This window comes from Kribbella sp. VKM Ac-2568 (genome assembly GCF_004345365.1).
In the GTDB taxonomy this organism is placed as follows: Bacteria; Actinomycetota; Actinomycetes; order Propionibacteriales; family Kribbellaceae; genus Kribbella; species Kribbella orskensis.
On sequence record NZ_SLVF01000013.1, the window covers coordinates 183,911 to 202,884 of the forward strand.

Here is an 18,974-nt window from a genome sequence, read left to right on the forward strand (position 1 = left end):
ACAAGACCAGGCTCGGAGTACAGGGGATGAAAGAGGGGGCGCCACCAGGTCTGGTGGCGCCCCCTCTCCGTCGGGTCAGGCCGGGGCCGTGACGCCTTCCTCCTCGTCGACGTCGGTGAGGGCGCCGCTGAACTGGGCGTTGTAGAGACGCGCGTAGGCGCCGTCGACGGCCAGCAACTGCTGGTGGTTGCCCTGCTCCACGATCGAGCCGTTCTCCATCACCAGGATCAGGTCCGCGTCGCGGATGGTGGACAGCCGGTGCGCGATCACGAAGCTGGTCCGGTCCGACCGCAGCGCCGCCATCGCCCGCTGCACCAGGACCTCGGTCCGGGTGTCGACGGAGCTGGTCGCCTCGTCGAGGATCAGCAGCTGCGGATCGGCCAGGAACGCCCGGGCGATGGTGAGCAACTGCTTCTCACCGGCGCTGACGTTGCTGCCCTCCTCGTCGATCACCGTGTCGTACCCGTCCGGCAGGCTGTGCACGAACCGGTCCACGTACGTCGCCTTCGCCGCCGCGAGCATGTCGTCCTCGGTCGCCTTCAGGTTCCCGTACATGAGGTTGTCGCGGATCGTGCCGCCGAACAGCCAGGTGTCCTGCAGCACCATGCCGATCCGGGCGCGCAGGTCGTGCCGGGTCAGCTCGGTGATGTCCACGCCGTCGAGCGTGATCCGGCCGCCCTTCAGCTCGTAGAACCGCATGATCAGGTTGACCAGGGTGGTCTTGCCGGCTCCGGTCGGGCCGACGATCGCGACCGTCTGACCTGGTTCGGCGACCAGGCTCAGGTCGGTGATCAGCGGCTTGTCCTCGGTGTAGGAGAACGACACGTGCTCGAACTCCACCCGGCCGCGCGACTCCAGCACCTTCGCCGGCGTCGCGTCGTCCGGCACCTGCTCGGTCGCGTCCAGTACCTCGAACACCCGCTCGGCCGATGCGACCCCGGACTGCAACAGGTTCGCCATCGACGCCACCTGGGTGAGCGGCTGGGTGAACTGGCGGGAGTATTGGATGAAGGCCTGCACGTCACCCAGCGACATCGTGCCGGAGGCGACCCGCAGACCGCCGATCACCGCGATCACCACGTAGTTCAGGTTCCCGATGAACATCATCGACGGCATGATCAGGCCGGAGATGAACTGCGCGCCGAAGGAGGCCTGGTAGAGCTCCTCGTTCTTCTTCGCGAAGCTCTCCTCGATCTCCTTCTGCCGGCCGAACACCTTGACCAGCTCGTGGCCGGTGAAGGCCTCCTCGATCTGGCCGTTCAGCGCGCCGGTGTGCCGCCACTGGGCGACGAACCGGGTCTGCGAGCGCTTGGCGATCGCCGCCGTCAGCACCATCGAGATCGGGATGGTGACGAGCGCGATCAGCGCCAGCAGCGGCGAGACCACGAACATCATGGTGACCACGCCGATCACCGTCAGCAGGGAGGTCAGCAACTGGCTGAGCGTCTGCTGCAGGCTGGTCGAGATGTTGTCGATGTCGTTGGTGACCCGGCTGAGCAGCTCACCGCGCGGCGCGCCGTCGAAGTAGCTCAGCGGGAGCCGGTTCAGCTTGTCCTCGACCTCGGAGCGCAGCTCGTAGACGGTCCGCTGGACGACGCCGTTGAGGATGTAACCCTGCATCCAGGACAGGAAGAACGACCCCACGTAGAGGGCCAGCACCAGCATCAGGACGTTGCGCAGAGCATCGAAATCGATGCCGACACCCGGGATCAGGTCGATCCCGCCGAGCAGGTCGGCGAGCCGGCCGTTGCCGGCCGCGCGGGTCTGCTCGATCACCTGCTCCTTGCTCACCCCGCTCGGCAGCCGCTTGCCGATGGCGCCGGCGAAGATGATGTCGGTGGCGCGGCCGAGGATCTTCGGGCCGAGCACCGCCAGCGAGACGCTGCCGATCGCCAGCAGGATCACCGCGCCGACGTGCACCCGGTGCGGCCGCAACCGGCGCAGCAGTCGCTTCGCCGACGGCCCGAAGTTCATCGACTTGTCGCCGGGAATGCCGCCAGGCGGGCCGAACGCACGCCCGGTCGTCGGCCGCTCGGTGGCCTTCACCGTCGCCGCTCCCTCACCGCCTTCGGCGGGCGCGGCGGGCTGGCCGTTGACCGAGGCCGCGGCGGGCGGCGTCTGCTTCTCGTCGCTCATGCTGCTTCCTCCGCGGACCGCTGGGACTCGACGATCTCGACGTACGTCGGACAGGTCTCGAGTAGTTCGTCATGGGTGCCGTTGCCGACGATCGCTCCGTCCTCGACCACCACGATCTGGTCGGCGTCGATGATCGTCGACACCCGCTGCGCCACGATCACCACACACGCGTCGGCCGTCACCGGAGCGAGCGCGGCCCGCAGTCTGGCGTCGGTGGACAGGTCGAGCGCCGAGAACGAGTCGTCGAACAGGTAGATCTCGGGCTTGCGCACCAGCGCCCGGGCGATCGCCAGCCGCTGCCGCTGACCACCCGACACGTTCGTGCCGCCCTGCGAGATCGGCGCGTTCAGCCCCTCGGCCATCCCCTGGACGAAGTCGCGGCCCTGCGCGATCTCCAGCGCCTCCCACAACTCCTCGTCGGTGGCGTCGGGGTTGCCGTAGCGCAGGTTGCTCGCGACCGTCCCGGAGAACAGGTACGGCCGCTGCGGGACCAGGCCGATCCGCTCCCACAGGGCGTCCGGCTCGATGTCGCGGACGTCGATGCCGTCCACCAGCACCCGGCCCTCGGTGGCGTCGAACAACCTCGGCACCAGCGACAGCAGCGTGGTCTTACCCGCGCCGGTGCTGCCGATGATCGCGGTCGTCTTGCCTGGGGACGCGGTGAAGCTGATGTCCCGGAGTACGGGCTCGGCGGCACCGGGGTACTGGAAGCCGGCGTGCTCGAAGACGAGTTCGCCGCGGCCGACGAAGTCCTTGATCGGGGTGACCGGCGGACGCACCGAGGACTCGGTGCCCAGCACCTCGGTGATCCGGTCCGCGCAGACCGTGGCCCGCGGCACCATGATCATCACGAAGGTCGCCATCATCACCGAGAACAGGATCTGGATCAGATAGCTGATGAAGGCGGTCAGCGCGCCGACCTCCATCGCCCCGCTCTCCACCCGGGAGGCGCCGAACCAGAGCACCGCCACGGTGGACATGTTCAGGATCAGCATCACCACCGGGAACACCAGCGCCATCAGCCGGCCGGCCCGGATCGCGGTGTCGGTGACGTTGGTGTTCGCCTCGGCGAACCGCTCCACCTCGTGCGGCTCGCGGACGAAGGCCCGGACCACCCGGATGCCGGTGATCTGCTCGCGCAGTACCCGGTTGACCGAGTCGATGTTCACCTGCATCTTGCGGAACTGCGGCACCATCCGGCTGGCGATCAGGCCGATCGATGCCGCCAGCAACGGTACGGCGACCGCCACCAGCCAGGACAGCCCGACGTCCTCGCGGACCGCCATGAAGATGCCGCCGACCATGGTGATCGGGGCGGCGACGAGCATCGTGCAGGTCGTCACCACCAGCATCTGGACCTGGGTCACGTCGTTGGTGCTGCGCGAGATCAGCGTCGGCGCGCCGAACTGGTTGACCTCACGAGCGGAGAACTCGCCGACCCGGTGGAACACCGCGGCCCGGACGTCCCGGCCGAACAGAGCCGCGGTCTTGGCGCCGAAGTACACCGCGGCGATGGTGCAGACGATCTGCACCAGGCTGACGCCGAGCATCCAGCCACCGGTGCGGACGATGTAGGCGGTGTCGCCCTGGGCCACCCCGTTGTCGATGATGTCCGCGTTCAGGCTGGGCAGGTAGAGGGAGGCGATCGTCCCGATCAGTTGCAGGACGACGACCATGGACAGGTTGCCGGCGTACGGACGCAGGTGCGTACGCAACAGGCGAAGAAGCATCAGTGGTCCCCAGGTTCGTGTTTGCGGACACCGTCGAGCGCGAAGTCGACGATCTCCTCGGCGGTCAGCGGCCGACCGTCCGAGATCAATGGGTGGGTGGCGGAGAAGGTGATCAGCCGCAGCCGGCGGGCGACCTCGTCCGCCGAGTGGCGCAGCAGGTGCTCGTCGGGCCGGATCAGGGCGACGAAGGCCTCGATACTGCGCTGCTCGTCGGCCTTGCGGCGAGCCTCCTCCTCCGGATCGGACTTCCAGACCGGCGGACGCTGCATCCGCAGCGCGATGAAGAGCTTGAAGACCCGGGCCAACCGGACCTGGCTCACGTCGATGGCGGCGATCAGCCGCTCCCGCAGCGGCAGGGTGGTGTCGATCGACTCGAGCTCCTTGATCAGCGGGCTGGGCTCGAACGCGGTCCTGATCGCGGCATCGATCAGGGCCTCCTTGTTGCCGAAAGCGCGGAAGATCGTGCCTTCGGCCACCCCCGCCGCCTCGGCGATCTGCCGGGTGCTCACGTCCCGGCCGTACTGCTCCAGCAACGGCAGCGTCGCGGCGACCAGCGCGGCGCGCCGTTCGTCGGGTGGCAGAGGTGTCGCTCGTGGGCTCACTTGATCGAGGTTAACTGAGTGAGTACTCACTCACAACTGCATTCATCGGCTCCGCAGCAGCGCGGCGATTCCGTCGAGCACCCGGGCGAGGCCGAACTCGAAGCTGTGCTCGGAGTCGTACGGCGCGTCGAACTCCTGGCCGACGGTGGACCCGACCCGGGAGGCGAGCGGGAACTTCGCGGCGTCGCCGATCTTCTCCAGCAGCGGCTCGTGCGCCAGCCACCACTGCTTGTCGGTGATCCCGGACCGCTGGATCACCTGGGCGGCCTCTACCGCGCTGCGCACCGCGCCGTGGACGTAGCCGTTCACCAGGGCGATGGCGGCGTCCATCTCCACATCGGTCAGGCCGATCCCCTCGATCGACCTGAGCTCGTACTCGTACTTCGCCATCAGGTTCGGGCCGAGCGGCGGCCGGCTGGTGGCGACGTGAAGGAGCCACGGGTGGTTCAGGTAGAGCCGGCGGTTCTCCCGGGCGACCTCGTCCAGCTTGGCCCGCCAGTCGCCGTCCACCTCGCGCCGGGGCAGTTCGCCGTACACGGTGTCGAGCATGACGTCGATCAGTTCGCCCTTACCGGGGACGTACCGGTACAGGGTCATCGCGCCGACCCCCAGCTCGTCGGCGACCCGGCGCATCGACATCGCCGCGAGTCCTTTGGCGTCGGCGATCTTCAGCGCCGCCTCGACGATCGCGTCGACGGTGAGCGCCGGTTTCGGTCCGCGGGTGGGGCGGGACTGCAGTCCCCAGAGCAGCTCCAGGCTCTTGGCGGGGTCACCGCTGCCGCTGTACTCCTGATTCATGTGCGCGACTCTCCCGGATTGGCTACACTCGACGGCTTACCCCGTACAGCGTACTCAGTAAAGGCGTGAGCTTGACCTCTAGCAACGTTGAGGTTCTACGTTCGGAAAGTGTCGGTGGTCCGCGGGACCATCGCTCTACGTTGGCCAACCTAGCTGGAGTGTCGCCGTGAGTATGGAAATGACCGCGTGGACGTCGATGTACCACGCGATGCACGCCCAGGACGAGAAGCGTCCGTTCTCCCGCGCGGCGCTGAAACGCATCCTCGCCTTCGCCCGGCCGCACAAGCGCTACCTGATCGCGTTCCTGGTGCTCAGCGTCGTCGGCGCCGCTCTGGCGGTGGCCACGCCGGTGCTGGCCGGCCAGGTGGTGAACGCGATCGTCGCGGGTGACGACTTCAGCCTGGTGTTCCGGCTGGCGATCCTGATCGCCCTGATCGCGGTGGCGGAAGCGGGGCTGGGCCTGATCACTCGCTGGCTGTCGTCCAGCATCGGTGAAGGTCTCATCCTCGATCTGCGCACGGCCGTGTTCGACCACATCCAGAAGATGCCGATCGCCTTCTTCACCCGGACCCGGACCGGCGCGCTGGTCTCCCGGCTGAACAACGACGTGATCGGCGCCCAGCGGGCCTTCAGCGACACGTTGTCCGGCGTCGTCAGCAACCTGGTCATGCTGGTGCTGACTCTCGTCGTGATGCTGGGCGTGTCCTGGCAGATCACCTTGCTGGCGCTGGTCCTGCTGCCGGTGTTCGTGATCCCGGCGCGGCGGATCGGCAACCGGCTGGCCGGCCTGCAGCGCGAGGCCGCCGACTACAACGCCACCATGAGCACGCAGATGACCGAGAGGTTCTCGGCGCCGGGCGCGACGCTGGTGAAGCTGTTCGGACGGCCCGCGCGCGAGTCGAGCGAGTTCGCTGTACGGGCTCGCCGGGTGCGCGACATCGGCGTGCGGACCGCGATGGTGCAGTGGGTCTTCGTCACCTCGCTGACCCTGGTCTCGGCGCTGGCGCTCGCCGTTGTCTACGGCCTCGGTGGTTTCTACGCGCTGCGCGACCAGCTGGACGCGGGTGCCGTGGTGTCGATGGCGCTGCTGCTGACCCGGCTCTACTCCCCCCTGACCGCGCTGGCGAGCGCGCGGCTCGAGGTGATGACCGCGCTGGTCAGCTTCGAGCGCGTCTTCGAGGTGCTCGATCTGGAACCGCTGATCAAGGACAAGCCGGACGCGGAGACGGTGCCGGCCGGTCCGGTGTCGGTCGAGTTCTCGAACGTCCGGTTCGCCTACCCGTCGGCGGACAAGGTGTCGCTGGCATCGCTGGAAGAGGTCGCGAAGCTCGACACCCGTGGCGGGGTCGAGGTGCTGCATGACGTCTCGTTCCGTGCGGAGGCCGGGCAGATGGTCGCCCTCGTCGGTTCGTCCGGGGCCGGGAAGTCGACCATCGCGCAGTTGATCCCCCGCCTGTACGACGTCGACTCGGGCGCGGTGCGGCTCGCCGGGGTCGATGTGCGGGACCTGTCGGCGGAGTCGCTGCGGGCGACGCTCGGCATGGTCACTCAGGACGGACATCTCTTCCACGATTCGATTCGCGAGAACCTGCTGCTCGCGAGGCCGGAGGCCAGTGAGCAGGATCTGTGGGAAGCGCTCACCCGGGCGCGGCTGGGTGACCTGATCCGGTCGTTGCCCGATCAACTGGAGACGGTCGTGGGTGAGCGCGGGTACCGCCTGTCGGGTGGTGAGCGGCAGCGGCTGACGATCGCGCGGCTGCTGCTGGCTCAGCCGCGCGTGGTGATCCTGGACGAGGCGACCGCCGCGCTGGACTCGACGTCGGAGGCGGCAGTGCAAGCTGCTCTGGGTGAGGCGCTGGCGGGGCGGACGGCCGTGGTGATCGCGCACCGGCTCTCCACGATCCGCGCCGCCGACCAGATCCTCGTGATCGAGGACGGCCGCATCGTCGAGCAGGGCACCCACACCGAACTCCTCGCCGCCGCGGGTCGCTACGAGGAGCTCCACCGCACCCAGTTCGAGCAGAAGGACAAGGGCGAGGTCGCGGTCGGGGCGCCTTGATCCGCACGTGTAAGTAGTAGTGGCTGACATTTGCGGTGAAGGGATTGGGGAACGCAGGCCGAGGTGATCAGAGCAGTTCGCGGGCCGCTCGTGCGGATCCCGGGGGCGGTGGAGCAGGTCTCGGAGTCGTTCGAGCAGGTCTCGGGGTCGTACAACCAAGGTGGATTCACGGAGGGTGTGGAGTTGGTAGCGACGGTGCACACGGGGGCGCTGGCCGGTTTGGCAGCGGTGTTCGTTCCAGCGGATCCTCCGCGGGATGGCCGGATGGCCTTCTGGGATCCAACTGGGGGTGAGCTGCCACTCGGGGTCGGCGAGCAGACATCCCGCGACCTGGTCGTCAACGGCCCCGACGGCGTGGAGCTCCAGTCGGTCCGGATGATCGAGCTGCCCGTCGATGAAGCTGTCCCGATTCTCGGCCGAGCCCGGACAGCCCCGCAGTCCCACCCCGCCGCAGCCTTCTGGGGCGCAGCCTCCCTGAGAGCCCTCCAGTTGGTGGCCCGCGGCCGGCTGCTTCCCGGCGTCTCCCCCGCTGGCCACGACGCCTGGCGAGTCGGCCCGCTGGACACCTCGGACATCGAGCGAATCCTCACCCTCGCCGAATCCATCCCCCCAGATGCCCGAGCCTTACCTCTCCCCCACCCACCAACCAACGCCTCGGCAGCTTCGACCGACAGCGTGTGGTTGCCGGTGGGTGAGGAGTTGGTGCGGGGGTTTCTGGATGCGGTGGCTGACGGGATGCCTCGGTCGCCGGCGGCTGCCAAGGCTCACGGGACTCCTCTGTTCACGGCGAAGGCACCTCAGCAAGCATCGCGGTTGCGGTCGTGGGCCGACGAGGTATCGGCCGGGCTCGACACCGGCGTACGGATCTCGCTGCGGGTCGAGTCGTTCGAGGTGGCCGAGTCGCTCGGGTTCCGCGTTGTCGTGCAGTTGCACAGCCTGAACGACCCGACCCTGGTGCGAGATGCCGCCGATGTCTGGGCGGAGGATGTCAGCGGCTTCGGTCCGAGGGCGCGCATCGACGCGACTCTGGCGATCCGTCGTGCTGCCCGGGTCTGGGCGCCGTTGGCCCGCCTGCTCGACTCCGCAGTACCGGATGGGATGGAGCTGTCTGACGAGGAGGTTGCCGGGCTGCTGGTGACCGGCGCGCAACGGTTGACTGCTGCCGGTGTCGACTTGCACTGGCCGCGTAGCCTCGGCCGCGAACTGACCGCGCGGGCCGCGATCACCTCCGCCGACGGACCGCCTTCGGACATGCCGAAGTTCTTCGGCGGCGGTGCGACCCTGGACTTCAGCTGGCAGGTTGCCCTGGGCAATGACCCGCTGACCGAGGCCGAGATGGACAAGCTGGCCGAGGCGACCAGACCGGTGGTTCGGCTGCGGGACCAGTGGATGCTGATCGATCCGGACCTGGCCTGCAAGGCCCGCGAGCGGGTGCTCAAACCGGTGACGGCGATCGACGCCCTGAGCGCCGCGCTCACCGGCACGGCCGAGCTCGACGGCCGGCAGATCACGGTCACGCCGACCCGCTGGCTCGACGATCTCCGCTCGAAGATCGCGGACCCGGACCGTTCGGACGAGCTGGTCGAGGCACCTGCCGCCTTGCAGGGTACCTTGCGCGACTACCAGTTGCGCGGTCTCCAGTGGCTGGTCCGGATGACCTCGCTCGGGCTCGGCGGTTGCCTCGCCGACGACATGGGTCTCGGCAAGACGATCACGCTCATCTCGTTGCACCTTCATCGCCAGCAGTCTGCCCAGACCTCCGGACCGACCTTGGTCGTCTGTCCCGCTTCCCTACTGGGGAACTGGGAGCGCGAAGTCCGGCGGTTCGCGCCCGGTACTGCGGTGCGCCGGTTCCACGGTTCCGGGCGCTCCCTCGACGGGGCCGACACCGGGTTCGTCCTCACGACGTACGGGACTCTGCGGAGGGACGCGGCCAGGCTTGCCGATCACCGTTGGGCGCTGCTGGTCGCCGATGAGGCGCAGCACGTGAAGAACCCGACGTCCGGCACGGCGAAGGCGCTTCGTGCGGTGCCGGCGCAGGCGCGGGTCGCGTTGACCGGCACCCCCGTCGAGAACAACCTGTCCGAGCTCTGGGCGATCCTCGACTGGACGACGCCGGGGCTGCTCGGGCGGCTCGGGACGTTCCGCAGCCGCTGGGCCACGCCGATCGAGGCGGACAAGGACGAGGAGGTCGCCGAACGGCTCGCGAAGCTGGTCCGGCCGTTCCTGCTGCGTCGCAAGAAGTCCGACCCGGGCATCGCGCCGGAGCTTCCGCCCAAGACGGAGACGGACCAGGCGGTGTCACTCACCCGCGAGCAGGCCGTGCTCTACGAGGCGACCGTCCGGGAACTGCTCGACGCCGTGGCGGCGAGCGACCAGATGGCGCGCCGAGGGCTGATCGTGAAACTGCTGACCGGGCTGAAGCAGATCTGCAACCACCCCGTGCAGTACCTCAAGGAGCCCGACGGCGCGCGCCTCGCCGGGCGATCCGGCAAGCTCGAACTCCTCGACGAACTGCTCGCCACGATCGTCGCCGAGGACGGGGCGGTGCTCGTCTTCACGCAGTACGTCGCGATGGCGCGGCTGCTCGAGCGGCATCTGGCCGACCGCGGCATCGGTACCCAGTTGCTGCACGGCGGGACGCCGGTCCGCAAGCGGGAGGAGATGGTCGAGCGGTTCCAGGCCGGGGAGGTTCCGGTGTTCCTGCTCTCGCTGAAGGCGGCCGGGACCGGGCTCAACCTGACCCGCGCGGACCACGTCGTGCACTACGACCGCTGGTGGAACCCGGCCGTCGAGGACCAGGCGACGGACCGGGCGTACCGGATCGGCCAGACCCGGCCGGTGCAGGTGCACCGATTGATTGCCGAGGGCACCATCGAGGACCGGATCGCCGCGATGCTCAGCAGCAAGCGCGAACTGTCCGACGCCGTCCTCACCGCGGGCGAAGCCGCCCTCACCGAACTCACCGACAGCGAGCTGACCGATCTCGTCGAGCTGCGAGGTGCCCGATGAGTGGCGAGGAGGCCCGCGGGTTCCCGGCGTTCCCCGCGTCGGCCGGGCGCCGCAGTACGTGCGGGACGTCGTGGTGGGGACGCGCGTGGGTGCAGGCGCTCGAGGACACCGCGCTCGATTCCGACCAGCTGCGGAAGGGCCGCCGTACCGCGAACTCGGGGCAGGTCGGCACCATCACCATCAGCCCGGGGCGGATCGCCGCGACGGTCTACTCGCCGGACGACACGTATGACGCGGTGGTGCTCGTCGATCAGCTGAGCGACGACGACTGGCGGCTGTTCCTCGACCAGGTTGCCGCCCGCGCCGGTCACATCGCGGCGCTTCTCGACGGCGAGATGCCGCATGACCTGGTGGAGGCGGCCGCCGATGCCGGAGTGCCGCTGCTGCCGGGCATCGGGGACCTCGATCCATCGTGCACCTGCGACAGCTGGGAACTCCCCTGCCAACACGCAGCCGGCCTCAGCTACCAGACCGGCTGGCTTCTGGACGAAGACCCGTTCGTCCTCCTGCTGATCCGCGGCCGGTCGCGCGACGCCCTGCTCGAGGACCTCCAGCACCGCGCTGGTGCGAGCAGCGGATCAGCCTCGGTGGGCGGCGTGGCGTCGACCGCCAGCGGCTCCGGCCTCAGCGGGTCGGGATCCCGCGGTACGGGGGTGTTGGCTGCTGCGGTGTTCGAGCACGTGCCTGGTGTGTTGCCCGAGGTGCCGGTGGTTCCGGGGAAGGTCGCGCTGGATGACCTGGTCGTCAGCGGGACAGAGCCGGTGCCTGGGCTGCAGTCGACGCTCCTGCCACTGCTGGTGCTCGACGCGGCTCGCCGAGCTCGGGCTCAGCTCAGTGCGTTGCTGTCGGGTGCTCCTGATCCGTGGGTGCTCGATGAGTGGCAGGACGCCGTTCGTCTCGCCGCGGACTATCCCCTGCTGGCCAACCGCCTAGCCGCGGCTACTGGGAAGACCGTCGACCTCGCGCGCGGCGTACAGGCGTGGTCGTACGGCGGAGCGCCGGGGCTCGACGTGCTCGAACACTCGTGGGACCCGGATCCAGGCGATCTGGCGAGGGCCCGTACCGAGCTTCAGGCGGCCGCGGACGAGGTACTCGAGATCACCACCGAGCACAATCGGCTGACGACCTCGGGTGCCGTCGTCTGCCAGGTGCGCCTGGATCGGATCGGCCGCTGGCACCCGTACCGCCTGGTCGACAACACCTGGACTCCGGCGGCTCCTGCGGACCGGGACCCGACCGCTGCCCTCGCAGTACCGGAACCGCCTGCTGAAGACGCCTCCGAGCACGCGAGGGACAACTGACAGGACGCGCTCAGCGGCGCAGGGAGGTCTCCTTCTCCATGTGCGACAGCTTCTCGGGATTGCGCACGGCGTAGAGCCCGGTGATCAGGCCGTCGTCGATGCGCAGCGCTGTGACCGTGTCGATCTCGCCGTTGAGCCGGAGGATCAGCGCGGGGTAGCCGTTGACCTGGGCGAGCTGTAGTGACGCCTCGGCCATCCGCGGCAGCCCGACGGCCATCACGCGGGCCACCTTGTCGGCTCCCACGATAGGCGACACGGCGGCCTGAACGAGTCCGCCACCATCGCCCAGGAGCACGACATCCGGCGCGAGGATGTCGAACAGGCGTTGCATGTCACCCGTCTCGAGCGCCCACTGGAACGCCGCGAGCGCTTCTCGGGTCTCGGCCGCGGAGACGGCTCCGCGGGGTCGGCGCTCCGCTACGTGTGCCCGGGCTCGGTGTGCGATCTGGCGGACCGCGGCCGGGCTCTTGTCGACGGCTTCCGCGATCTCGTCGTAGGCCAGCGCGAACACCTCGCGCAGAACGAAGACCGCCCGCTCGGTCGGCGCGAGTGTCTCCAGCACGAGCAGCATCGCCATCGAGACGCTGTCGGCCAGCTCGACGTCCTCGGCCACGTCGGGCGTGGTGAGCAGCGGCTCGGGCAACCAGGGGCCGACGTACGACTCCTTGCGGCGGCCGAGCGTTCGCAGCCGGAGCAGCGCCTGGCGGGTGGTGATCCGGACCAGGTAGGCACGCTGAGCCTGCACGGTGCCGAGATCGACCCCGGCCCACCGCAGCCAGGTCTCCTGGAGGACGTCCTCCGCGTCGACGGCGGAGCCGAGCATCTCGTAGGCGACGGTGAAGAGCAGGTTGCGGTGGGCAAGGAACGCCTCGGTCGCGGGGTCCGGGCGGTCGTCCTCGCTCATGTTTCCCCCGCGATCCTTCGGGCGCGGTCTGCGACGTGCCGGCAAGGGGTGGCTCCTCTTCAGTCTCGACTGTGGCACCCATCAGACACCGGTCACGGCCGTTTTGTGACACACCGGGACAGACACGTGTTTGTGGCCCACGTCACGTGGCCCGCGGTGTCACAAGGACCGGGTCGCCGGCATCTCGTGTTCGTTCAGTGCCATTGCACAACACCACGAGTGAGGACGAAGTCATGAGCGCTCGGTTCAACCTGATGGACAACGAGCTCGCCGCCAAGTTCGGCAAGCGGTTCGCCAACGCCAGCCTGGTGATCGCTCAATCCACGCTGCCCAAGGCCACCCAGGAACTGGTGAGTCTGCGCGCCAGCCAGATCAACGGCTGCGGCTTCTGCGTCGACATGCACACCAAGGAGGCCGCGGCCGCCGGTGAACCCCCGGTCCGGGTCAACATGGTCGCGGCCTGGCGTGAGGCGACTGTGTTCACCGATGCGGAGCGGGCAGCGCTGGCGCTCGCCGAGGAGGCCACCCGGCTCGCCGACACCCACCAGGGCGTGTCCGACGAGACCTGGGCCCAGGTGCGCAAGCACTACGACGACGACCAGATCGCCGCGCTGGTCGGCCTGATCGCCCTGATCAACGCCGCCAACCGGATGAACGTGATCGTCCGCAACCCGGCGGGTTCCTACGAGCCCGGCATGTTCGCCGCCCTGACAGGCTGACGGACCGCCGACTCGCGGCCCGGCCCAGGATCACCCCGATCCGGAGCCGGCGCCGGGCGTCGACGGTGCGTGGGGAGTGGGTACTGGGTGGGGATGAGCGAGAACGAGCGTTTGGTGCGGGCCTCGGCGGCGGACGTGTTCGCGGTACTGAGTGATGGGTGGAGCTATGCGGCGTGGGTGGTCGGCGCCTCGCGGATCCGGGACGTGGAGGCGGGGTGGCCGGAGGCTGGGCGGAGCATTCACCACTCGGTAGGCGCCTGGCCGCTGCTGCTCAACGACACGACGACCGTGCAGGAGTACGAACCGCTGCGGTTCCTTCGGCTGAAGGTGCGCGCCTGGCCGACCGGCGAAGGGCAGGTGGAGTTCGAGGCGACGGATCGGGCCGGCCAATGTCACCTGGTGATGCGGGAGAAGGCCCTCAACGGCCCGGCCGCCCTCATCCCCGAGGCGGTCGCCGACCCGATCCTGCACGCCCGCAACGACGAGACCCTCCGTCGCCTGGCCCTGCTGGCCGAGGGCCGTCACCACTGATTTCCCGCCCGAGCCTGAGACCAACTCGGTCGAAACCACCGACAGCGGCCGGATGTCCGGCCGCTGTCGGTGCTTACTGCTGTGGGTGGGTCGCTGCTGTTATCGCAGCCACGGGTAGCGGCGGACGATGTCGAGGTTGTTCCAGCGGTCCGCCAGGCCCCAGGTGCGGCCGGCGGCGAGCAGGGCGAGAGCCACCAGGGTGATGGCGCCGATGATGTGGTCGTCGATCAGCGGGTTGGTCGTCGGCGGCAGAGCGGCGCTCCACATCATCAGGTACAGAACGGTTCCCGCGACGGCCGTGAGCCGCACCGCGACACCGAGGATCAGGGCGAGACCGATCCCGGCCAGGCCGATCATGAACAGCGGCGAGACCCAGAAGTCACCTGCCAGTGAGTGGTAGAACCCGGCGAACGGGCCTTCGGCCCCCTTGAGGAATCCGGCGGTGGGATTGCCGCCGTCGAGCCAGCCCTTGCCGGACTTGGTGGCGAAGCCGAGTCCGAAGACCTTGTCGACGAAGGCCCACAGGAAGGTGAATCCGTACGCGATCCGTAGTACTGCGACCGCGCGGCCGGCGGCGACGCCGAGGTTCGGCGCGGTGCCGGTGGCTGCCGAGGTCCCGGTGGAGACCGGGCTGCCGTGGCGGTTGGGGGTGAGGGTCATGGTCGCTCCTTCAGATTCGCTAGGACACCTCGAATACTGCTGCCCGGCAGCCGCCTGGCAGCAGGGCCTGTGGTCACCCGCGAAGGTGCCGAAAGCCCTGTCCGGTCGGGACCGACGCCTACTGCGGAGACCCCCATGGACGCCCGGACGAACGCGAATCAGCCGGTTGGCGGGTGGGGGGACTCGGCGCGGTGTTTGATGCCGAGGAGGCATTTGCGCATCATCGGGAAGTCGAAGGGCTCCGCGAGGAGCAGGCTGAACAGGATCTCCGGGTGGGTCCAGCGATAGTGGCTACGAACCCTCGTCAGCAGTCTGCTGGAGGACATGCCCACGGGCTCGATGGCCCATAGCCAGGTCGTGTAGCCGTGCTTGTCTCCCCACAGCAACCAGCGGCCGGGGACGAGACCCGTCACGTACAGGCCTCCCCCACCAGGCCCGAGGGGCACCAGGTCGCCGAGACGAAGATGGTGCAACGACGACACGATCTTCACCGGGCCGTTGCGGCCCACTGTGTCGAGAAGGTCGTAGCTGTACCAGCCGGCCCTGTTGAAGCCGAGCTGGACGATCCACGGCCACACATCGGCTGGCCGTGCGTCGATCGACACCGCTCGCGTTGCCGCGAAGGTGGGCGCGTCCACGATCTCGTCCCCCGGCAGCGTGGCGTCGACCTCGGAGTCCGTGGATCCCCACCGCAGATGCCACGGCCGGTACAACCGGGTGAACACCGCACCACCCACCGTCAGTCCGCAAGCGACCCCCACGTGGCCCCTGGTGACCGTCATCGGAGTCGTCGCACGATCGCGACCGGGCAGTCCGCCACCCCGAGCACCCGGCGTGCGACGGACCGCTCCGCCGGCGGCCAAGGCTGCCGTGCCGAGTCCGCCGGGAGGTGCGGATCGTGGACCGGACGCGATGCCACCAGCACCAACTCCGCGCCACCCCGGATCGCCTCCGTGCCCGCGTAGTCGAGCACTCGCAGTCCTTCAGCGGATCCGTCGACCTCGACGACCACCGCTCCCGACCCGACCCGCGTGCGCGTCACAAGGTCTGCTCCTGGGACTCCGGATGGTGGACAACCGCGACCGGGCAGATCGCATGCTGCAGAACTCCCCGGGCGACCGAGCCGAGTACCAGGACGGACAACCGGGGACGATGACGTCCGCCGAGTACGACGAGCTGGGCCTGGACCTCCTGAGCCGCTTCCAGCACACCGTCCACCGGGTGAGCACGGCGGACGTCGAGGTCGATGTCGAGCTCGGGGTACTTGCGGCGCCACCGATCGACGAGCGGCTCGAAGTGACCCTGCACAGCGTCCGCCCAGTCATCTCCCTGGGTGGCGTCAATGGCGGGGTCCCAGCCGTAGACGGCGGGCATGTCCCAGACGTTCACGAGCCGCAGCGGCACGTTGCGTTCGACGGCAGCCTCCACCGCGAACTCGATCGCAGGGTCGTTCTCGCCCGAGTCGTCCAGAGCGACGATCACCGGGCTGCGGCTCGGCGCAGCCGGCCAGCCGGCCGGGACCACGACCACCGGCGCGTCGCCGAGGTTCGCGACCGCCTCCGAGGTGGATCCGAGCAGCAGCCGCTTGAAGGTCCCGGTGCCACGGCGCCCGACCACGAGCATCCGGCTCCCCGAGGCCAGCCGGGTCAGACTCACAGCCGGTGAACCAGCCACCAGATCGGCGCGGTGGTCGAGGTCGTCCCCGCTGTCCCGCATCCGCTGCCGGACATCCTCGACCAGGTCCAGTTCTGTCTGCGCGATCTCGGCCGGCTCGTAGTACCGGGTGTGGTGCGTCTGCTCGATGATGTGCACGGCGCGGAGCGGTTCGTGCCGCAACAGGGACTCCTGCAGCGCCCACTCGAGCGCGCCCGCTGCACGCCAGGATCCATCGATGCCGACGTGGATCACTGGTCGAACGGAAGCCCTTGCCGCCCCGCCGGCAGATCGCTCCCAGGTGGTTGCGGCGAAATCCGGCCGCTGGGTCGTTGGGGCCACGAATGTTCCTTCCGCTGCGAGGGTGGACCACCTCCCAACGTGTCCCCGCCACCCGTCTCCCAGGCAGAGGCCGTGGTCACCTACCTGGGTGCCGAAAGACCCCAACTCGCTTCCGATACCACCGGCGTCAGGCCGGGCGGCCGTAGGTCTCGAGGAGGCGGAGCCAGATCTCGTTGACGGTCGGATAGGCGGGTACCGCGTGCCAGAGGCGGTCGAGCGGGATCTCGGCGACGACGGCGAAGGTGGCGGCCTGGAGCAACTCGCTGACGTCGGGACCGACGAAGGTGACGCCGAGGATGACCTTGCGCCGCTCGTCGACCACCATCCGCGCAGTACCGCGGTAGCCGTCGGCGCGGACCTTCGCGCCGGAGACCTGGCCGATCTCGTAGTCGACGACGCGGATGTCGTAGCCGGCCTCGCGCGCGGCCGCCGAGGTGAGGCCGACCGACGCGACCTCTGGCTCGGAGAACGTGACCTGCGGAACGGCCTGGTGGTCGGCGGTCGCCACGTGCGTGCCCCACGGAGCGTCCGAGACGGGTGCACCCTTCGCGCGGGCAGCGATGACGTCACCCGCGGCGCGTGCCTGGTACTTGCCCTGGTGGGTGAGCAGCGCGCGGTTGTTGACGTCGCCGGTCGCGTACAGCCAGTCGAAGCCAGGGACGAGCATGGTGTCGTCGGTCTCCAGCCAGGAGCCTGGCTCGAGTCCGATCGCTTCCAGGCCGACGTCACCGGTTCGCGGCGTACGGCCGGTCGCGACCAACACCTGCTCGGCTTCGACGGTGGTTCCGTTGACGAGTTCGAGGACGACACCGTCCGGGGTGCGGGTGACCTGGTTCGTCTTGGTGTCGAGCAGGACCGTGGCACCCTGCGCCCGGAGCGCCTCGGCCACCCGTTGACCGGCGAAGGGCTCCAAGTTCGTGAGCAACCCGCTCCGCGAGATCACCGTGACCGCCGTACCGAAACCGGCGAACGCGGTCGCCATCTCGACGGCGACGACGCCACCGCCGATGATCGCGAGGCTGGCCGGCACGGACTGGGTGCTCGTCGCGTCCCGGCTGGTCCACGGACTCGCCTCCCGCAGGCCCGGGATGTCCGGGACGAACGCGTTCGAACCGGTCGAGACGACGACCGCGTGGCGTGCGGTGAGCACGGTCGCGCTGCCGTCCCCGGCGGTGACGGTGACTTCCTTCGCAGCGGTGATCCGGCCGTGGCCGCGGACCAGCGAGATACCGGCGCTGTCGAGCCACTGGACCTGGCCGTCGTCCTTCCAGTTGCTGGTGAACCAGTTGCGCCGGGCGAGCACGGCCTGGACGTCGAGCTCACCGGTCACCGCCTCGGCGGCGCCGGGGACTGCCCGCGCGGCGCGGAGTACCTGGGCGGAGCGGAGGAGGGCCTTGGACGGCATACACGCCCAGTAGGAGCACTCGCCGCCGACGAGTTCGCTCTCCACGATGACGGCTGTCAGCCCGCCCTGGACGGCACGGTCGGCGACGTTCTCCCCGACCGCACCGGCACCCAGCACGATGACGTCGTACTCGCTGTCCATACCCGACTCCATGCCCGACTCCTCGTTCCCGCTCGTCTCAGTGCTCATCCTCGTCCGGTCAGCGACCAGGGGCCCGGGTGACGACTTCCTGAATGGTCCAGCCGTTGCCGTCCGGGTCGCTGAAGGACGCGAAAGAACCGTAGCTGGCACGCTCAGGGTGCAGGCCGGAAACGCGGTTCGCCTCGCCGGAGTGGTGGAAGACGCCATCGGCGTCGTGCCAGATCTCGCTGACCTCCGCGCCGCGGGCCAGCAGCTCCTCGCGGGCCGCTTCGATGTCGGTGACGACGAGGTGCAGGCTCTGCGCCGAGCCAGGCTCGCCGGCGGACACACCGTTGCCGAAGATGATCGAGGCCTCCGACCCCGGCGGCGTGACCTGCACGACCCGGAAGCTATCGCCGACCGGGTAGTCGGCGTCCAGGCGGAAGCCGAGCTGCTCGTAGAAGGCCTTCGCCTTGTCGACGTCGCTGACCGGGATGACCAGTACTTCGAGCTTCAGATCCATCAGGTGCTTCTCCTTGTTCCCTCGGTGGTACGGCCACCGTAGGAACGCCGGGACCACCCTCGCGCCCGTCACATGACGCCATCCCTGTACGTCACCCCCCTCTGTACGTCGCTCTCCCCCGGCGCAGCTCACCGGACAGCCAGGTCGAGCCTGCACAGCCGGTACGAGGAACGGTTCGGGGTCGTCTCCGGCGCCCTGACCACCACCTGTAGCGGGCCCACGTCCCCCACCACGAGCTCATCCCGCGCGTCTGGCAGGTCGTCCAGCCGAATATCGAGACCGGCCAGTCGGTCCGCCACAACCTCGTTCCGGTACGCCGTCCGCGTCCCGACCGGCTCAGCCACAGCCCTGAACACTGTCCGCATCCGTCCAGTCTCTGAAAGCCTCGCCCTCCCGCAACCGACTTGTCCGATCATCGGGCGCACACGGCCGGTATCTCACTGCTTGCCGCGAGCAACAAATTTCTTCGTTGTGCTGAA

General features: G+C 69.0%; 17 protein-coding genes. 5 read left to right on the forward strand and 12 right to left on the reverse strand.

The genetic code is table 11. The annotated features are described in order from the left end of the window. Positions 1 to 75: 75 nt before the first annotated feature. From EV648_RS32995 to EV648_RS33010, 4 genes are read right to left on the reverse strand one after another with little or no spacing between them, the layout of a single operon-like run. The gene (locus EV648_RS32995) at positions 76 to 2,136 is read right to left on the reverse strand and encodes an ABC transporter ATP-binding protein (protein WP_370452757.1); all 2,061 of its coding nucleotides are present in this window, start codon (positions 2,134 to 2,136) and stop codon (positions 76 to 78) included. Further along, on the reverse strand, positions 2,133 to 3,866 hold the full coding sequence (locus EV648_RS33000) for an ABC transporter ATP-binding protein (protein ID WP_132299027.1): 1,734 nt from the start codon (positions 3,864 to 3,866) through the stop codon (positions 2,133 to 2,135). Before EV648_RS33000 ends, EV648_RS32995 begins: the two co-directional genes overlap by 4 nt. Continuing rightward, entirely contained in the window at positions 3,866 to 4,468 is a 603-nt protein-coding gene (locus tag EV648_RS33005) for a TetR/AcrR family transcriptional regulator (protein WP_241995829.1), read from the reverse strand. Before EV648_RS33005 ends, EV648_RS33000 begins: the two co-directional genes overlap by 1 nt. A 42-nt stretch (positions 4,469 to 4,510) precedes the next feature. Continuing rightward, complete coding sequence (locus tag EV648_RS33010) at positions 4,511 to 5,266, reverse strand: TetR/AcrR family transcriptional regulator (protein WP_132299028.1); 756 nt, start codon at positions 5,264 to 5,266, stop codon at positions 4,511 to 4,513. A 178-nt stretch (positions 5,267 to 5,444) separates the two neighbouring features. Here EV648_RS33010 and EV648_RS33015 point away from each other — a divergent pair, with 178 nt between their 5' ends. From EV648_RS33015 to EV648_RS33025, 3 genes are all read left to right on the forward strand, one after another. Next, entirely contained in the window at positions 5,445 to 7,325 is a 1,881-nt protein-coding gene (locus EV648_RS33015) for an ABC transporter ATP-binding protein (protein ID WP_199234945.1), read from the forward strand. 63 nt (positions 7,326 to 7,388) lie between these two features. Continuing rightward, positions 7,389 to 10,337 carry a DEAD/DEAH box helicase gene (locus tag EV648_RS33020; protein ID WP_241995830.1) on the forward strand — a complete coding sequence of 983 codons (2,949 nt, stop codon included), beginning with the start codon at positions 7,389 to 7,391 and terminating at the stop codon, positions 10,335 to 10,337. Then, entirely contained in the window at positions 10,334 to 11,638 is a 1,305-nt protein-coding gene (locus EV648_RS33025; protein WP_132299030.1) for a hypothetical protein, read from the forward strand. Before EV648_RS33020 ends, EV648_RS33025 begins: the two co-directional genes overlap by 4 nt. Before the next feature lie 10 nt (positions 11,639 to 11,648). Here the strand turns inward: EV648_RS33025 and EV648_RS33030 are convergent, their stop codons facing one another. Then, a complete protein-coding gene (locus tag EV648_RS33030) occupies positions 11,649 to 12,542 on the reverse strand; it encodes an RNA polymerase sigma-70 factor (RefSeq protein ID WP_132299031.1) in 894 nt (297 codons plus the stop codon). 233 nt (positions 12,543 to 12,775) lie between these two features. On the opposite strand from EV648_RS33030, the gene EV648_RS33035 reads away from it, so the two are divergent. Continuing rightward, positions 12,776 to 13,261 carry a carboxymuconolactone decarboxylase family protein gene (locus tag EV648_RS33035; protein ID WP_132299032.1) on the forward strand — a complete coding sequence of 162 codons (486 nt, stop codon included), beginning with the start codon at positions 12,776 to 12,778 and terminating at the stop codon, positions 13,259 to 13,261. Between the two features lie 93 nt (positions 13,262 to 13,354). Further along, complete coding sequence (locus tag EV648_RS33040) at positions 13,355 to 13,792, forward strand: SRPBCC family protein (protein WP_132299033.1); 438 nt, start codon at positions 13,355 to 13,357, stop codon at positions 13,790 to 13,792. Between the two features lie 99 nt (positions 13,793 to 13,891). Here EV648_RS33040 and EV648_RS33045 read toward each other — a convergent pair whose 3' ends face one another. The 7 genes from EV648_RS33045 to EV648_RS33075 form a co-directional block, all read right to left on the reverse strand. After that, a complete protein-coding gene (locus tag EV648_RS33045) occupies positions 13,892 to 14,452 on the reverse strand; it encodes a hypothetical protein (RefSeq protein WP_132299034.1) in 561 nt (186 codons plus the stop codon). A 158-nt stretch (positions 14,453 to 14,610) separates the two neighbouring features. After that, positions 14,611 to 15,177 (reverse strand): hypothetical protein, encoded by a 567-nt coding sequence (locus tag EV648_RS33050; protein WP_132299035.1) that lies wholly within the window; start codon positions 15,175 to 15,177, stop codon positions 14,611 to 14,613. Positions 15,178 to 15,230: 53 nt separating this feature from the next. Then, the gene (locus tag EV648_RS33055) at positions 15,231 to 15,494 is read right to left on the reverse strand and encodes a hypothetical protein (protein ID WP_132299036.1); all 264 of its coding nucleotides are present in this window, start codon (positions 15,492 to 15,494) and stop codon (positions 15,231 to 15,233) included. Next, positions 15,491 to 16,360 carry a universal stress protein gene (locus EV648_RS42815; protein WP_158294128.1) on the reverse strand — a complete coding sequence of 290 codons (870 nt, stop codon included), beginning with the start codon at positions 16,358 to 16,360 and terminating at the stop codon, positions 15,491 to 15,493. The genes EV648_RS33055 and EV648_RS42815 overlap by 4 nt, the downstream gene beginning before the upstream one ends. 214 nt (positions 16,361 to 16,574) lie before the next feature. Beyond that, the gene (locus EV648_RS33065) at positions 16,575 to 18,041 is read right to left on the reverse strand and encodes an NAD(P)/FAD-dependent oxidoreductase (RefSeq protein ID WP_241995831.1); all 1,467 of its coding nucleotides are present in this window, start codon (positions 18,039 to 18,041) and stop codon (positions 16,575 to 16,577) included. A 10-nt stretch (positions 18,042 to 18,051) separates the two neighbouring features. Next, positions 18,052 to 18,495, reverse strand: coding sequence for a VOC family protein (locus EV648_RS33070; protein ID WP_132299038.1), 444 nt, complete (start codon positions 18,493 to 18,495; stop codon positions 18,052 to 18,054). Between the two features lie 128 nt (positions 18,496 to 18,623). Further along, positions 18,624 to 18,860: a hypothetical protein gene (locus tag EV648_RS33075; RefSeq protein ID WP_132299039.1), complete on the reverse strand. Its 237-nt coding sequence runs from the start codon at positions 18,858 to 18,860 to the stop codon at positions 18,624 to 18,626. Positions 18,861 to 18,974: the final 114 nt, after the last annotated feature.

Coding starts and splice junctions, on each gene's coding strand:
- EV648_RS33035 (WP_132299032.1), top strand. CDS start 12,776: ATGAGCGCTCGGTTCAACCTGATGGACAACGAGCTCGCCGCCAAGTTC.
- EV648_RS33030 (WP_132299031.1), bottom strand. CDS start 12,542: ATGAGCGAGGACGACCGCCCGGACCCCGCGACCGAGGCGTTCCTTGCC.
- EV648_RS32995 (WP_370452757.1), bottom strand. CDS start 2,136: ATGAGCGACGAGAAGCAGACGCCGCCCGCCGCGGCCTCGGTCAACGGC.
- EV648_RS33045 (WP_132299034.1), bottom strand. CDS start 14,452: ATGACCCTCACCCCCAACCGCCACGGCAGCCCGGTCTCCACCGGGACC.
- EV648_RS33010 (WP_132299028.1), bottom strand. CDS start 5,266: ATGAATCAGGAGTACAGCGGCAGCGGTGACCCCGCCAAGAGCCTGGAG.
- EV648_RS33015 (WP_199234945.1), top strand. CDS start 5,445: ATGACCGCGTGGACGTCGATGTACCACGCGATGCACGCCCAGGACGAG.
- EV648_RS33000 (WP_132299027.1), bottom strand. CDS start 3,866: ATGCTTCTTCGCCTGTTGCGTACGCACCTGCGTCCGTACGCCGGCAAC.
- EV648_RS33040 (WP_132299033.1), top strand. CDS start 13,355: ATGAGCGAGAACGAGCGTTTGGTGCGGGCCTCGGCGGCGGACGTGTTC.
- EV648_RS33070 (WP_132299038.1), bottom strand. CDS start 18,495: ATGGATCTGAAGCTCGAAGTACTGGTCATCCCGGTCAGCGACGTCGAC.
- EV648_RS33075 (WP_132299039.1), bottom strand. CDS start 18,860: ATGCGGACAGTGTTCAGGGCTGTGGCTGAGCCGGTCGGGACGCGGACG.
- EV648_RS33025 (WP_132299030.1), top strand. CDS start 10,334: ATGAGTGGCGAGGAGGCCCGCGGGTTCCCGGCGTTCCCCGCGTCGGCC.
- EV648_RS33065 (WP_241995831.1), bottom strand. CDS start 18,041: ATGAGCACTGAGACGAGCGGGAACGAGGAGTCGGGCATGGAGTCGGGT.